This window comes from Halobacillus sp. ABR2_026, from assembly GCF_056158545.1.
In genome coordinates this window covers 455,492-470,826 of the sequence record NZ_JBSWTM010000001.1, presented here as the reverse complement: position 1 = coordinate 470,826, position 15,335 = coordinate 455,492, and the positions used below count along the sequence as shown (strand labels likewise).

Sequence of the window (15,335 nt, the reverse complement as noted above, 5' to 3'; positions counted from 1 at the left end):
TTCATGAATCATCAGCTATTCTAGTTGGTGAGATACTAAGGATCATACGCCCTAACCGAGGGGCTCGAACCTGGAAATCTTGATACATAGCGTTTTATGCTTACAACAACCGGGGTAATGGGAGACCATCCAACGTTGGTAAAGGGGTTCGTTTCTCGCATGATCGAATGGGGTGGTTGGGAAGCTGCGAGACTCCCGTGGGAGAAAGGAGATCGGCGAGATCCCGCAGGGCGATAAGCCCGAGGAAGCTCGGCACTCCCCCACAGGAAAGCGAGTAGCTTCCCAGCCACCCCTGGCACTCAACACAATAACGAACCCCGAACCCTCTCGAAACGGAGGCTTCAACAATCCTGCCATTTCCGTTGATGCAAATATCAACACTGAACTTTAACAGAGCCTTTCTATTTGCGAACGAGCTTCGCTACCGTTTCCACATGATACGTTTGCGGGAACATATCAACAGGCTGAATCCCTTCCACCTCGTATCCATTCTTCACCAAGTAATCCAAATCACGCGCCTGCGTTTCCGGATTACAGGAAACATAGACGACACGCTTCGGTTTAAGCTTCACGACACTGGATAAAAAGGCTTCATCGCTGCCGCTTCTCGGCGGGTCCATGATGACCACGTCTGCTTTCTCTCCACGGGCAGCCATATCCACCATGAATTCACCGGCGTCTCCTTGGTAGAAACGGGCGTTTTTTACACCGTTCCGCTTCGAGTTTCGGATGGCGTCCTTTACAGCATCTTTATTCACTTCCACCCCAATGACTTTCCCCGCTTTCCGACTCGCTACGAGGCCGATAGTACCGATGCCACAGTAGGCGTCAATGACGGTTTCATTTCCATCAAGGTCAGCCATTTCAATTGCTTTTCCGTACAGTTTCTCAGTCTGAACCGGGTTGATTTGGTAAAATGATTTCGCAGAGATTTCGAACTCCAGCCCACACAAGGTGTCCGTAATCGTCCCTTTGCCGAACAGCACTTTCTCCTGATCGCCAAGAACGACACTTGTATCTCTCTTGTTCACGTTAAGAAGCATCGTCGTAATCTCAGGATGAGCTTTTCTCATCGCTTTGACAAAATTATTTTTCCCTTTGAACTCAGAAGAAGCAGCAACAAGCACCACCATCACTTCTCCACTGACCTTCCCCACTTTGATCAGCACGTGACGTAGAAATCCGCGTCCTGTATCTTCGTTATACGGCTGCAGTTTTGTATTTTTCATATAGTCCTTAATCGACCCGACAATTTCGTCCGCCTTTGGATCATGGATGAGACAGCGGTCCATCGGAATGATTTCATGCGTATTCTGGGCATATAACCCTCCGATGACCTGGCGCTTATGATTCAAGCCGAATGTCGTATGGCTCTTATTCCGGTAATCATAAGGGTGATCCATCGTCATGATCGGATAAGGTTTTACGTACGGCTTCATCAGCGAATTGATGGTTTTTTGCTTGAAGAGTCCCTGTGCTTCATTGCTCATATGCTGCAGTTGACATCCACCGCACTCATAATAATAGGGACAAGGAGGTTCCACCCGCTCTTCAGCAGGGGTTAGGACACGCTTCAACTCGGCGTCCACAAACTTTCCTTTCTGGATCACCTTTACCTCAGCCCTTTCACCTGGCAGCAATAAAGGAACTTCCAGACGCTGACCATTCCACTGGGCTATGCCTCTGCCTTCGTCCGTTAAGCCGGTGCAGTTGACTTCAGCCGTGATCGCTTTCTGTCCGCGAGGAGCCTTCCCTTTAGCTGGACCTTTTCGAGGGGAGGATGGGTTACCCGCCGGCATTCGTGAACGATTCGGCTTTTTCTTGGTTTTTTTATATCCTTGATTCTTTCGTTTACTCATAGGCACTTCCTGTCTTTGCTTATTTGCCCTCATTATAAACTACCGGACGGCGGGGGTAAAATAGGTGAAAAAGAACTCCCCGCTCAAACGGGAAGCTCTTTCCTTTACCGGGACACTCTCCTGCGGATGAGAAGGTAACTTCCGGCTGTGGTGATGAAAATGAACAGTAAGCCTGTCAAAGCGAAGGTAAAACCGGTGCGTTCCGTTACATATCCGAAAAGCGGGAAGCTGATCATGATGAGAAAGCTCTCCACCAACCCGATTAATGAAAAGAAGGTGGACCTCACGTCACTCTCTAGTACGTTCTGGACAAAGGAACTGAAGATCGGTTCAAACAGACTTAGGAGCTGGGCCAGGAACAGGAATGAAAGCAGGATCGCCCAGTCTGTCGCAAAAATGAATAACAGGAAAAAGACAAGGAAAAGTCCTAAACCATAGTACAACAGCTTGAAGAACTCAAATCGCTCTTCTACTTTATAGGCCATTTTCGCCATGATGACGCCGAGAAGACCCTCCACGGTAAACACCGCACCGACAACCACGGAAGAATAGCCTAACTGGATGAAGTATTCCTGTCCGTAAAAGACAAGAATGACCATAACCGCACCTGCCAATGTAAACAAGACGACAGGCGGATGAATCACAGGGTTTCTTTTCCATACATTCACCCCTGCCTTGAATTGATGAACCCACTGATAGTACCACCGTCCACTGATCGACGCTGGTTTTTCCCGGGACGGCTCTTCCAACAGGAATAAGGGAACGAGAGCGAGCACATGGGTGAAAATGGTTGTTCCATACACCCCCACCCAGCTGATCTCCGCCATGAAACCACCCAGGAATTTGGCAAGGCTTAACGATAATAACGCAAGAGCTGTCATATTTCCGATGACTTTCGTATAGTCCTTCTCTCGTTTCTCATTTTTCAATGTATCATACGCAAACGCCTGCTCCGCGCCAGAGTGGAACGTGACCATCAGCCCCATGGATAAAAAGGCGAGCGTGAAAACGGAAAAAGTGCCACTGATCAGCATGAATAATCCGTATAATATACTGAAAATATTACCGAACAGAAGACTCGCTTTTCTGCCATACAAATCTGCGATCATCCCTGTAGGAACCTCGAACAGTACAATCGCTAAATGGAGGAAAGCCTCCAGAACACCAATCTGGCTGAACGTCATTCCTTTATCCCCTAAATAGATGACCCACAAAGCCCTGTCAAAAAACAACTGGGCGAAAAAAATATAAAGATACAATATATAAATGTTACGTTTTGTTTTAAACATGATGAACGTCCTCTCTTATACATAAAAAAACCGCACGAGATTCCCGTGCGGCTTTCGTTATCGTTTCAGGAAATCATGGATACACTCACAGTTATGAAATTTCAGCTAAAAAAGGACACACTTGTCCCCAGAACAGCAGAAATTCCAAAAATAGACATCATATGAAGCAGATGCTGACTCTCACTTTTGATGCCTAACGTGAATGTAACCATGATTTTCCCTCCTTTAATGCATAAGATTACTACCTATTATAAATCGTTTCAGAACGTTAGACAACATCCTTCACATCAACCACACGTTCAAAAATGTCTCCCACCATCCATCATTTTTTTGTTGTATCCATGTGAAAACAATGATACTATACTATTCAGTAATATAGTATGACACAATTAACCATAAAAGCGTTATTAGTGTGACATAATGTTATGGGGAGTGTCCTAAAGTAGAAAGCTCTACATAAACCACTTCCAAGGATGACTCAAAGTAAGGGAGAGGGATTGTGACTCATAAAGAAATGGTTTATATCGTGTCAGATTCAGTCGGGGAAACAGCTGAATTAATGGTAAAAGCGGTCGCCAGTCAATTTTTCGGTCAAGATGTGGAGATTCAGCACTTCTCCTTTGTGGAGGACGAACAAGATATACAGAATGTCATCACAGTTGCAAAGTATCGACCATCCATTATTGCGTACACCATCGTCCTGCCAAACCTTAAGGAATTCCTGGACCTCAAAGCTGAAGAGGAACAAATCATTGCTGTCGATCTGATGTATCCCTTGATGCATGCGTTCTCTCAAAAATTTAATAAACAGCCCAATCGTCAACCTGGACAAATGAGAAAACTGGATGAGGACTATTTCAAGCGAGTAGAAGCGATTGAGTTTGCGGTGAAATACGATGACGGGCAGGAAGTAAGAGGTTTAAAGCAAGCAGACATTGTCCTCATTGGAGTATCTCGAACCTCAAAGACTCCCCTATCCATGTATTTAGCCAATAAACAATTCAAAGTCGCCAATGTACCTCTCATCCCGGAAGTTCCACCACCTGAAGAACTTTTTAATGTCCCAAGAAAAAAATGCGTCGGATTAATTATTTCGCCTGATAAATTAAATGACATCCGTAAAGAACGGTTAAAAAGACTCGGATTAACAAATTCCGCAAGCTATGCCTCATTAAATCGGATTTTCGAAGAGTTAACGTGTGCGGAAGACATCATGAAAAAAATCGGGTGCCCCGTAATTGATGTCTCCAATAAAGCGATTGAAGAAACAGCTGATATCATTCTGGCCATGTTTAATAAAAGGGGGAACTATGCATAATGGAAAACAATTTTGTATTCATGTTTGATCAGTCTGGAGAAAACAAGAAGGAACTCCTCGGTGGAAAAGGCGCAAACTTAGCTGAAATGACGCGGATCGGTTTACCTGTCCCTTATGGTTTCACCATTACAACAGCTGCTTGCAATGCTTACTACGATGCGGAAAGGGTCATCTCCTCAGAAGTAGAGGCCCAAGTATTGAAATCCCTTCAATTGCTTGAAGAAAAAACAGAGAAAAAATTAGGGGACCCAACCAATCCACTTCTTGTTTCTGTGCGATCCGGTGCCGTCCATTCGATGCCAGGAATGATGGATACCGTCTTAAACCTTGGAATGAATGATGACACGGTCAGAGGCATGGCAGAACTTACAGGGAATCCTCGTTTTGCTTATGATTCCTATCGCAGGTTCATTCAAATGTTCAGCAATGTGGTCCTGGATGTCCCTCACTACCTTTTTGAACAACGGTTAGAAGAGATCCGCGAAGCGAAAGGCTACCATTCTGATCCAGAGTTAACCGCCGAAGATTGGAAGCAGGTGATTGAAGAGTTCAAATCGATTGTGCTCCAAAATACGAAGCGTCGTTTTCCTCAGGAGCCAAAAGAACAGCTCTTCCTGACAATTAACGCGGTGTTTGACTCATGGAACAACCAGCGCGCCATTCTTTACCGCAGGCTTCATCAAATCCCGGGCCACCTCGGTACAGCTGTCAACGTTCAAAGCATGGTCTTCGGAAATATGGGTGAGGATTCCGGCACAGGTGTCGCGTTCACACGTAACCCTTCTACCGGCGAGTCTAAGCTCTATGGGGAATATTTAATCAATGCCCAGGGAGAAGACGTCGTTGCAGGAATCCGGACGCCTCAACCGATTTCCAGTCTCAAGGATGATATGCCTGATGTTTTCCAACAATTAGTGGATACCTGTCAATTATTAGAAGACCATTACAAAGATATGCAGGATATAGAATTTACCGTTGAATGCGGGAAACTGTTCATTCTCCAAACACGGACAGGAAAACGGACCGCTCAGGCAGCCATCCGAATCGCTGTTGAAATGGTGAAAGAAAAAATTATGAATCAGCGGGAAGCTCTGTTGCGCGTGGATCCCGATCAGCTCAATCAACTTCTCCATCACCGTATTGATCCTGATCACAAGAGGAAGTCATTGGCTACAGGATTACCCGCTTCACCGGGAGCGGCAACAGGCCGAGTCGTCTTTGATGCGGATGAAGCCGATCAACTGTCTAAAGAAGGGATAAAGGTCATCCTCGTTCGCCCTGAGACAACCCCTGATGATATTCACGGCATTATAGCCTCACAGGCTACCGTTACGAGCAGGGGCGGGATGACGAGCCATGCCGCCGTAGTAGCCAGAGGTATGGGGAAAGCCTGCATCTGCGGCTGTGATTCTTTGAAAATTCATTTGGACTCCAAACAATTTACTGTAGGAGAGACCGTTGTGAAGCATGGAGAGACGATCACGATTGACGGCTCTACAGGGGAAATTTTCCTCGGTGAAATCCCGATGATTGAACCCGAACTTTCGGATGATTTCCAGCAGCTGCTTCACTGGGCTGACAAAGAGCGAAAGCTGGGCGTCCGGGCGAATGCCGACAATCCGGCAGATGCAGCGAAAGCCCTTGAATTTGGAGCTGGAGGAATTGGACTTTGCCGGACCGAGCATATGTTCATGGATGCTGCCCGTATCCCTATCGTCCAGGAAATGATCCTTTCGGAAACGACCCAGGAACGGAAGGAATCCCTTGAGCAACTCCTGCCAATCCAGCAACAGGATTTTGAACACATTTTCGAAACGATGCAGGGGCATCCCATCACAATCCGTTTGTTGGACCCGCCGCTTCATGAATTTATGCCGGATAAAGAAGAGCTGCTCGTTGAGGTGACGAAGCTGCAACTCACTAAGCCTGATTCGAACAAGTTGCAGGAAAAACAAAACCTGTTACGAAAAGTACGACTACTGGAAGAATCAAACCCTATGTTAGGCTTGCGTGGCTGTCGCTTAGGCATGATCCATCCGGAAATATACGAAATGCAGATCATGGCCATTTTCCAAGCCATGGCTAACGTAATGGAAAAAGGAATCACCGTTCATCCGGAAATTATGATCCCACTGGTCAGTCATGTGAATGAACTGAAGGAAATGCGACAGTTGGTAGTTCGAATCGACCAACAAGTTCAGAAAGAAACAGGCCAGACCTTCGATTACCTGATCGGGACGATGATCGAAACCCCGCGCGCAGCACTCACAGCCCATCAGATCGCTGAAGAAGCAGACTTTTTCTCTTTCGGAACCAATGATTTGACGCAAACGACGTTCGGATTCAGCCGGGACGATGCAGAAGGAAAGTTTCTTCAACACTATGTTGACAGCGATGTCCTGCACCGAAATCCTTTTGTTTCCCTGGATCAGGACGGCGTCGGAAAACTTGTGGAAACCGGGGTCAAACTGGGCAAAGGAACGAACCCCGCACTCAAAACGGGAATTTGTGGCGAACATGGAGGAGAAAAAGAATCCATTCAATTCTGCTTTGATAGAGGATTGGAATATGTCAGCTGCTCTCCTTTCCGTGTTCCGTCCGCACGACTGGCAGCGGCTCAGTCTACCATTCGCAGCGAACGTAAAAAGTCACGTCAAGAACCCCAGCACAACTGATTTTCATATTTTTCACAAAAGAAGCGTTCCATCCAGACAGAGGATGGAACGCTTCTTTATTATGATCATAAAGGACTGCATATGCTTCATAAGCTATACATTTTACAAAAGACCTTCTTCATGAACCTTTTATTTCGTTACAGCTTTCGCGTTCGATTTGGACACGGTTCCTGCATCAGGCGCGTGCACCCCGTGCTGGTAGTAATCAGCATCAATCGGATCCAGTGGTTTACGACCAAGGATGAGGTCGGCTGCTTTTTCTGCCAGCATTAATACAGGGGCGTGGATGTTGCCGTTGGTTACGTAAGGCATGGCAGAAGCATCGACCACTCGAACATTTTCAAGTCCGTGTACTTTCATAGACTCCGGATCTACGACCGACATCGGATCGGATTCTGGTCCCATTTTCGCCGTGCAGGACGGGTGAAGGGCCGTTTCTGCATCTTCTCTCACCCATTCCAAAATTTCTTCATCTGTTTGAACGGTAGGTCCAGGTGAAATTTCACCGGCATTGTAAGGTTTCAATGCTGGTTGGGACATGATCTCACGTGTAATGCGGATGGCTTCCACCCACTCACGCTTGTCCTGCTCTGTGGAAAGATAGTTATAAACCATGCTTGGATGCTCTTTCGGATCTTTCGATTTGATCTTCAAGGAGCCTCGCGCATCGGAGTACATCGGTCCGATGTGTACTTGGAATCCGTGATCCGTAGGAGCTTTCTGACCATCATAACGAACCGCTACCGGCAGGAAGTGGAACATCAAGTTCGGATAGTCGACCTCATCGTTGGAACGGACGAAACCTCCCCCTTCAAAGTGGTTCGTCGCTGCTGGACCTGTACGTCCGAGCATCCACTGCAGGCCGATCCAGGGCATGCGTCGTTTCTGGAGGTTCGGCTGTTCGGAAACAGGAACCGGGCATGCATGCTGGACATACACTTCCAGGTGATCTTGCAAGTTTTCACCGACACCCGGCAGATCGACGACTGGATCGATGCCAAGAGAACGGAGATGTTTAGCATCACCTACACCAGACAGTTGAAGCAGTTGTGGCGTATTGATCGCACCACCCGCAAGGACAACTTCCCCTGCTTCCACTTGATGCATTTTTCCGTTTCGTTTATAAGTTAATCCTTTGGCTTTCTTGCCATCAAAGTCGATGCTCGTTACGAAAGCACGCGTCTTCACTGTCAGATTTTCACGATCCGTGACAGGGTGAAGGTAAGCACGTGAGGCAGACAGACGCTGACCTTTGTACACATGCTTATCAAAAGGTCCGAAACCCTCCTGACGAAAACCGTTCACATCAGGAGTGCGGGAATAACCTGCTTCTACCCCTGCATCAAAAAAGGCTTGGAACAAAGGATTTCGAGCGGGGCCACGTTCCAATTTGATAGGTCCATCGTGGCCACGAAGGTCATCGTCCGGGGATTCCAAAGCATTTTCCAAACGCTTGAAATAGGGTAGGCAATGGGCCCAATCCCAGTTCGTCATGCCTTCATCGGCTCCCCAACGTTCATAATCCTTAGGGTTTCCGCGCTGGTAGATCATCCCGTTAATAGAGCTGGAACCTCCCAGTACCTTTCCTCGAGCATGCGGAATGCGGCGCCCATTCATATAAGGTTCTGGATCTGACTCATACTGCCAGTCATATAAGTTTTTGCCGGAAGGGAACGGAAGAGCCGCAGGCATTTGAATGAGTAAATCCCAAGAATAGTCACTGCGCCCTGCTTCCAGGACAAGCACGCTTTTCTTCCCATCTGCACTTAATCGGTTTCCCATTACAGACCCTGCACTTCCGCCTCCAACGATTACGTAATCATATGATTCAATCATAGCCATACACTGTTCCTCCTTGATGTTCGATCCGGGAAGAAGGTCATAAACCTTCCCTCCCTTTATCTGTTTTAGTTTATGAATGACCCAATGGTCAGCTTAGAACCAGTTGATTTGTTCTGGTTTAAGGTTTTGGAAAATATGCTTCGTTTCTGTATATTCTTCAATTCCTAATTTACCTAGCTCACGACCGATTCCCGACTGCTTGTATCCACCCCACGGTGCGTGCGGGAAATACAAGTTGAATTCATTGATCCAAACCGTTCCCATACGCATCTTCGCGGCACAACGCTCTGCTTTTGCGATATCACTTGTAAAGACTCCCCCGGCAAGGCCGTAAATGGAGTCATTGGCAAGGTTCACAGCCTCTTTTTCTTCCGTGAATTTCTCTACAGTAATGACAGGGCCGAAACCTTCCTCCTGAACAACCGTCATGTCAGTCGTACAATCGGTGAAAATCGTCGGCAGGAAGAAGAAGCCGTTTTGTAGTTCAGGGTCTTCCGGCCGTTTACCGCCCACGGCTAATGTAGCCCCTTCTTCAATTCCTGCTTCTACATACTTTTCAACTTTCGCTAAATGTTCAGCCGAGATGAGTGGTCCCATTTGCGTGCCTTCATCAAATCCGCTTCCCAGCTTGAATTTTTTCACCCGCTCGACAAGCGCGCTTACGAATTCATCATGAATGCTCTCTTCAACAATCAATCTTGTCCCTGCAGAACAAATCTGTCCGGCATGGAAAAACACCCCGTTCATCGCCTGATCGACGGCCAGATCAAAGTCAGCATCTGCGAAAATAACATTCGGGTTTTTTCCTCCGAGCTCAAGCGCAAGTTTCTTCACGTTGGAGCTTGCGGCCTGCATGATTTTCTTTCCGGTCACAATACCACCGGTGAAAGAGATAAGATCGACATCTTCATTGCTGGACAGCTCTGCCCCTACTGAAGCACCGGCACCAAGAACGAGATTCGCTACACCAGCAGGTACTCCCGCTTCTTCCATCAGTTCAAAGACTTTAATATGCGTCAGCGGTGTGATTTCACTCGGCTTCATGACTAATGTATTACCCGTAGCAAGCGCTGGAGCGAGTTTCCAGGATGCTTGAAGAAGAGGATAATTCCATGGAGTGATCTGCCCACAGACTCCTACCGGCTCGTGAACGACTTTACTGATGGAGTTCGGCACTGGAGAATCGATGATTTCGCCGCCATTCTTATCCGCAATCTCTGCATAGTAACGGAAGACTCCAGCGATATCGTCCATGTCTCCACGGCTTTCTTCTACTGTTTTACCAGTATCCAAGGATTCTAGATTCGCTAGTTCCTCTTTATCTCTCTCTATTAACTCAGCAATCTTACGGACAACAGCCCCACGTTCTGTTGCCGGTGTCGTCGGCCATTCGCCATAGTCGAAAGCTTCTCTTGCTGCAGCAATAGCTGCTCTTGCATCGGTTTCATCGCCTTCCGGAACAATAGCGATTGTTTCCTGATTGTAAGGGTTGATAATGGCACGCGTCTTCTCTGAGTTCGCATCCACCCATTTCCCATTGATGTATTGGTTAAGGTTTAAATTTACGTTCATTCGATCAACTCCAATTCTGAAGTGAATTAAGTTTGTTAAGAATTTATTTAACGTTTTTAACACTAACACGTCATTTTTGTCCTGTCAAAACACTCTCTGATAAAAAATTGCTTTATTTTTTAGCTCGAACAAAGAAGTGGCTTACTGGAAGAAGTCTAATTAGTCCCCAAACATAAAAAGCCGTCAGAGTATCGAATCTCTGACGGCTTTACTAATGGAAGCGATAAAACCTTCATATTGACCGCTTCGCCCGTTTATCGGTATACATCTTTTGATCAGCTGACGTATACAACTTCTCCATAGACATGCCCGGCTCATAAGCCTGGTATCCATAACTGAATCTAAGTCCTTGGAGCAGTGGATGGTCATGTTCCTGTAGCGTCCTGTGGACAGCAGACAAATAAGACTCTAAAGATTCATGACCTTCTACAATCACGATGAATTCATCTCCTCCAAGCCTCGCCGGGAGGAATTTTTCAGGTTTCGATCCCTTTAAAATTTTTCCGAATTCAATCAACACAAAGTCTCCTTCATGATGACCGTGTTCATCATTGATCTGTTTAAAGTCATTCAAATCGATAAGAAGAATACCGAACGAACGCTTCATTTCTAATAAATGCTTAAGGTAAAGTTCATAGCTTTGCCGGTTGTAGAGCTTGGTCAAGTAATCCTGTTCGGTCGTCGTCGTTTCCAGAAACGTATACCCGACGAGGATTACAAGAACAACGGAGGTCCAGGAGAAATACAGTTGGGAGTCGAACAATTGGACTACCATTCCTACAATAGGCAGAGCGAAGAAAACGATAAAAATAAGAAGGACAGATGATGCAACCTTCTGCCGGTTCCGCAAAATCATGAACAGCATCCCTGCATACTGACTGGCAAGGACCCCATAATGGATCTCTTTAAAAGCAGCACTGCTGTATCGGTTCACATTTGGGTCTACATCAAAATAGACCGGGTAAAAAATGTTGAGCAGGAGAATCAGGAGCGTAAGAAAACTTAAATGTTGGTAAAACCCCCGTTTATAAAGACGGGAAGGATTTTTATACAAGTGGTAATCGACGTAGGAAAGCATGAGCCCCCCTAAAACAGGACCGATCAAAAAGAGGACAAAATTGGTAGAGTACTCAAGTTCATAAGCCCCAGGGAAGAGCTTGCGGTCAAAGATCCAGGTAAGAGGTTCAAAGATGATGGCGACGGTAGCAGCTGCCATGATCATTTTCAGGAGGTTTTTGCTGAAGCTTTTCACTCGCGCCTTCACCCTCATCATCATATACAGCACGACAAGAATGAGAATGGCGAAGATGTTCAGTTGAAATTGCACAAAATATTCCATGGCTTCCGCCCCTTATTTTCGTTATGAAATGACAAGTAAACGGATTCTATTACATAAATTTTACTCTAATTCTTTTATCCTAGTCAAAGGGTTTTCGGAATAATTAAAAAACAAGCTCTTCCAAACTCCATTTTCTTGCCAATAAACCTGCCCACCAAAAAAAGACCGCCCAAAGGCGGACTTCCGATCAACTATGGTTGGATACAGGTAAAGCGAACACTTTCAAACTAGCAATGATCCCTAAAATCAAGAAAATCAATTTATAGGCGGAGTAAGCTAAAATCCAGCCGAAAACCGCAGGACCGATTATCGCTCCTATATTCAAAATGATAATGCAGATGCTGAACCCTTGCGCGGGAATGTTCGGAAAGACCTGCGCACTCCAGATCGGCAGGTAGGCCGCATAAAGCATGAAAGAAGCGCCGAAGATCACCCCGGAGAAACAAACGATGAGCCAGCTTTGGGAAAAGTACAATAAACCAATGCTGATGGCGTACAGAAGGATTGTAAGGATAAAAGTAAACCTCATCCCGAGCTTACTTATTAAATCTCCTGCACACAATCCAGCCAAGCCTGCTACACCTGTGATCAGAAAGAAGATCGCATTCGCGTTCGTGATGGAGAAGTTATCTCCGACAAAGTCCGCAGCATAGGTCCAGTATGTCGCTTCCGTCAATCCGAAGAGCAGCGAAGCGATGTAGAACGGCTTAGATTCTTTCGTGAGCAGCGGACGGAGGTCGGCCATTTTAATCGGCACCCCTCTCGCCCCTTTTTCTTCATACGGAATAGATTTATACGCCCACAGAGAAATGAGGTATCCGGCGACTCCGCCACCGCCCCAGATTAATCTCCACTCCCCGTCCAGCACCAAATATAAAACCGATATAAGAATCAATCCTACCGTCGATCCGGTGCTAATGATAGCAAGCGACCTTTGTTGAAGGCGCTCATTCACGTTATGGATTACATTTTTTGAAAAAGAAGACCACGTCAACCCCGGGCTGAATCCGGCCAGTAAACAAGAGGCAGCGAATAGGAGCCAGCTATCTGTTAAGGAGGCAATCAATAACCCTGTAGAAGCTGTTAAAATTCCCCCGAGAATAATTGGTCGAGAACCTGCTTTCGATACGAAGAGGATGACGATAAGTGCTCCTGCCAAAAATGTGATGAACGTCAAACTTGAAATCACGCCTAAAATGGAAGCGGAAAGATCGAACGTATTCCTGAATTCCGTAAACAACAATCCATACCCGTACCTGAACCAGCCGAATATGATGGTTAAAGATAATAAGCCGATGACCGATATCATCGGTATTTCCGGTCGCTTGATCACAAAATCATCCCCTTGGTGTCCTTTGAGTTTCGTGAGGTAGATTTACCCCCTCCTATATAAGACAAAACTTGATGAGGATAACTTTGAATTTTCAGTTATACATTTTCCAAATTCCACCCAACAAAAAAGATGACGAGTCATACCCGTCACCTTTTTTGTGGTTATATCCCTTATTCTCAAAATTTCTCAATCACTTCCCGAGATGACCATGTCATCCTCAAGCTCAGCTAAAACCATCTCCGGGGCCACTTTGTCCCCTCTTTTCACATACAATTGCTTGACGTTTCCACTGACCCCTACAGAGATTTCAGATTCTGTCCCTCTATCCTTTATGATGAACATCGTCTCCCATTCATAAAGGTAATCCCCTCTTTCGACGAACACTTCCTTGACTTCTCCATAGTTAAGAGAGATGACTTTTTCCGCGTACATGTCTACACCCCTTCATTCTCAGGTTAATGGTTTGAGGCTGTGTCGTTGACCTCTGCTAGGCTAAAAACGGAGCAAAACCATAACACTTAGTCCCCATCATTTGATAAAGCATATGAACCGGTGTTGGACAAAATGACACGGCAGAGTCGATAAGTACAGAAAAGCATTCCTTTGGTTGCAAGACATCAGCTTCAATCGTGAGGTATCCTTGCGTTTCCTACATAAAAACCCCCTTCTAAGTTACCACTCAGAAGGGGGACAGAAAGATGACCCTTAGCTTTTACTATTACTCGTAACGGTTCCAGCTCACGACACTGTCTAATGGCAGACGTGTTTTTTGGAAGCCGGCTTTAACTCCTTTACCTAGTGAAATCAACATCACGGATGTGTACTCCTCTGGTACATTAAAGGCATTCAAGAACTGCTCTTCATCGTATCCACCCATCGGCACCGTATCAAACCCTTTCGCTTTAGCCGCAAGCATCAACTGCATTGCCACGATTCCACCATCGATATGGGCGATTTTCGCTAATCTCTCCTCCGGGAAGTTTCCATAGTTATCAAAGATGCTGTTGACGTACATATCCTTCACGTCTTCAGGCATGTTCCCCTTTTCCGCAATTTGGGAATAGATTTCATCCGCCTTTTTATACGCTTCTTTATCCCCAAGCACTGCAATGACAGCAGATGCATCTGTGATTTGCTGCTGATTGTTGGCGATCGGAAGCAAACGTTCTTTCTCTTCCTGGTCGTCAATGACAAGGAAGCGCCAGGATTGTAAGTTCGACGATGATGGAGCCAACGTTGCGGTTTCCAGAAGCTCCTCGATTTCTTTACGATCGATTTTATATTCCGGGTCATACTGGCGTACAGAACGGCGCTCTTTGGCTACCGTTAGGAAATCCGTATTCTTAAGGACTTTCGGTGCTTCCTTCGTCGTATCGATTTCTTTCACTTTATTGAGGTATTCTTCTTTGGTCATTGTTTTATTAGACATGTTCGTGCACTCCTTTAACTGTATCTTTAACAAATACAGTATAGAACTATAACTGTTACTTTGTCAATTACAGTTACTTATAAAAAGAAAACGAAACGACTGCCGCTTCGTTTTTACTGTTCAATTAGATCCGATAAGGATTTCGACCGCAAACCTTCCAATATCCACGATTCCATTTCCATCTGCAAATCACAGAGCGATTGCTGAGACGTTCCGGAAAAACAATGCTTCCCTTCGGTCTCAAAATGATCCTTGATCACCGTTTCCGCGCTGATGGCTTCATATACTTCAGAAAGCTTGATCTCTTCTGCCTGCTTACTAAGGGAATATCCTCCGTCACGGCCCTCTTTGGCACTGATAATTCCCGACTTGACCAGATGCGTCAATATTTTACGCAGGTAAACCGACTGAGATTCCAGCTTCTCTGCAAGCTTTCCACTCGGACAGCGTCCCTCGTTTTCAGCTAAAACAATCAAGGCTTTGAGCGCCATACTGAACCAACGCACATTATTCATTTTATCTGACATCGTTTCACCTCTTTTATCCTAGGTATATTTTGATGGATGCCGTACGAAAAGTCAAAGCAATGACACGATGATCACAGGATTGGAAGGTAGATGAAAGAGGTAATTCTCAAAAAAAACGATGACCAACAACTTCGAAGGTTGTTGGTCATCCT

General features: G+C 45.9%; 11 protein-coding genes. 2 read left to right on the top strand and 9 right to left on the bottom strand.

Annotated features, from left to right (window positions below; translation table 11 throughout):
- Nucleotides 1-401: 401 nt before the first annotated feature.
- Together rlmD and ACXADE_RS02550 are read right to left on the bottom strand one after the other, a co-directional pair.
- Nucleotides 402-1,859: a 23S rRNA (uracil(1939)-C(5))-methyltransferase RlmD gene (rlmD, locus tag ACXADE_RS02555; RefSeq protein ID WP_474978949.1), complete on the bottom strand. Its 1,458-nt coding sequence runs from the start codon at nt 1,857-1,859 to the stop codon at nt 402-404.
- Between the two features lie 104 nt (nt 1,860-1,963).
- Nucleotides 1,964-3,148, bottom strand: coding sequence for an MFS transporter (locus ACXADE_RS02550; RefSeq protein ID WP_474978947.1), 1,185 nt, complete (start codon nt 3,146-3,148; stop codon nt 1,964-1,966).
- 499 nt (nt 3,149-3,647) lie between these two features.
- Between ACXADE_RS02550 and ACXADE_RS02545 the strand changes: the two genes are divergently transcribed.
- Together ACXADE_RS02545 and ppdK are read left to right on the top strand one after the other, a co-directional pair.
- On the top strand, nt 3,648-4,466 hold the full coding sequence (locus tag ACXADE_RS02545; protein ID WP_474978946.1) for a pyruvate, water dikinase regulatory protein: 819 nt from the start codon (nt 3,648-3,650) through the stop codon (nt 4,464-4,466).
- A complete protein-coding gene (gene ppdK / locus ACXADE_RS02540) occupies nt 4,466-7,141 on the top strand; it encodes a pyruvate, phosphate dikinase (protein ID WP_474978944.1) in 2,676 nt (891 codons plus the stop codon). Before ACXADE_RS02545 ends, ppdK begins: the two co-directional genes overlap by 1 nt.
- Nucleotides 7,142-7,270: 129 nt before the next feature.
- On the opposite strand, the gene betA is transcribed toward ppdK, so the two are convergent.
- From betA to ACXADE_RS02505, 7 genes are all read right to left on the bottom strand, one after another.
- Complete coding sequence (betA, locus tag ACXADE_RS02535) at nt 7,271-8,977, bottom strand: choline dehydrogenase (protein WP_474982179.1); 1,707 nt, start codon at nt 8,975-8,977, stop codon at nt 7,271-7,273.
- 99 nt (nt 8,978-9,076) lie between these two features.
- Complete coding sequence (betB, locus tag ACXADE_RS02530) at nt 9,077-10,555, bottom strand: betaine-aldehyde dehydrogenase (protein ID WP_474978943.1); 1,479 nt, start codon at nt 10,553-10,555, stop codon at nt 9,077-9,079.
- Nucleotides 10,556-10,787: 232 nt separating this feature from the next.
- Nucleotides 10,788-11,894, bottom strand: a complete 1,107-nt coding sequence (locus ACXADE_RS02525) for a GGDEF domain-containing protein (protein ID WP_474978942.1) — start codon at nt 11,892-11,894, stop codon at nt 10,788-10,790.
- 187 nt (nt 11,895-12,081) lie between these two features.
- Nucleotides 12,082-13,227: an MFS transporter gene (locus ACXADE_RS02520; RefSeq protein WP_474978941.1), complete on the bottom strand. Its 1,146-nt coding sequence runs from the start codon at nt 13,225-13,227 to the stop codon at nt 12,082-12,084.
- Between the two features lie 186 nt (nt 13,228-13,413).
- Entirely contained in the window at nt 13,414-13,659 is a 246-nt protein-coding gene (locus ACXADE_RS02515; RefSeq protein ID WP_474978940.1) for a biotin/lipoyl-containing protein, read from the bottom strand.
- Between the two features lie 286 nt (nt 13,660-13,945).
- The gene (locus ACXADE_RS02510) at nt 13,946-14,656 is read right to left on the bottom strand and encodes a nitroreductase family protein (protein ID WP_474978939.1); all 711 of its coding nucleotides are present in this window, start codon (nt 14,654-14,656) and stop codon (nt 13,946-13,948) included.
- A 113-nt stretch (nt 14,657-14,769) separates the two neighbouring features.
- A complete protein-coding gene (locus ACXADE_RS02505) occupies nt 14,770-15,183 on the bottom strand; it encodes an RrF2 family transcriptional regulator (RefSeq protein ID WP_474978938.1) in 414 nt (137 codons plus the stop codon).
- Nucleotides 15,184-15,335 lie beyond the last annotated feature (152 nt).

What these genes read in the sequence shown, in the direction of transcription:
- betA (WP_474982179.1), bottom strand. Translation starts at nt 8,977, where the DNA reads ATGATTGAATCATATGATTACGTAATCGTTGGAGGCGGAAGTGCAGGG.
- ACXADE_RS02505 (WP_474978938.1), bottom strand. Translation starts at nt 15,183, where the DNA reads ATGTCAGATAAAATGAATAATGTGCGTTGGTTCAGTATGGCGCTCAAA.
- ACXADE_RS02510 (WP_474978939.1), bottom strand. Translation starts at nt 14,656, where the DNA reads ATGTCTAATAAAACAATGACCAAAGAAGAATACCTCAATAAAGTGAAA.
- ACXADE_RS02525 (WP_474978942.1), bottom strand. Translation starts at nt 11,894, where the DNA reads ATGGAATATTTTGTGCAATTTCAACTGAACATCTTCGCCATTCTCATT.
- ppdK (WP_474978944.1), top strand. Translation starts at nt 4,466, where the DNA reads ATGGAAAACAATTTTGTATTCATGTTTGATCAGTCTGGAGAAAACAAG.
- ACXADE_RS02515 (WP_474978940.1), bottom strand. Translation starts at nt 13,659, where the DNA reads ATGTACGCGGAAAAAGTCATCTCTCTTAACTATGGAGAAGTCAAGGAA.
- betB (WP_474978943.1), bottom strand. Translation starts at nt 10,555, where the DNA reads ATGAACGTAAATTTAAACCTTAACCAATACATCAATGGGAAATGGGTG.
- rlmD (WP_474978949.1), bottom strand. Translation starts at nt 1,859, where the DNA reads ATGAGTAAACGAAAGAATCAAGGATATAAAAAAACCAAGAAAAAGCCG.
- ACXADE_RS02550 (WP_474978947.1), bottom strand. Translation starts at nt 3,148, where the DNA reads ATGTTTAAAACAAAACGTAACATTTATATATTGTATCTTTATATTTTT.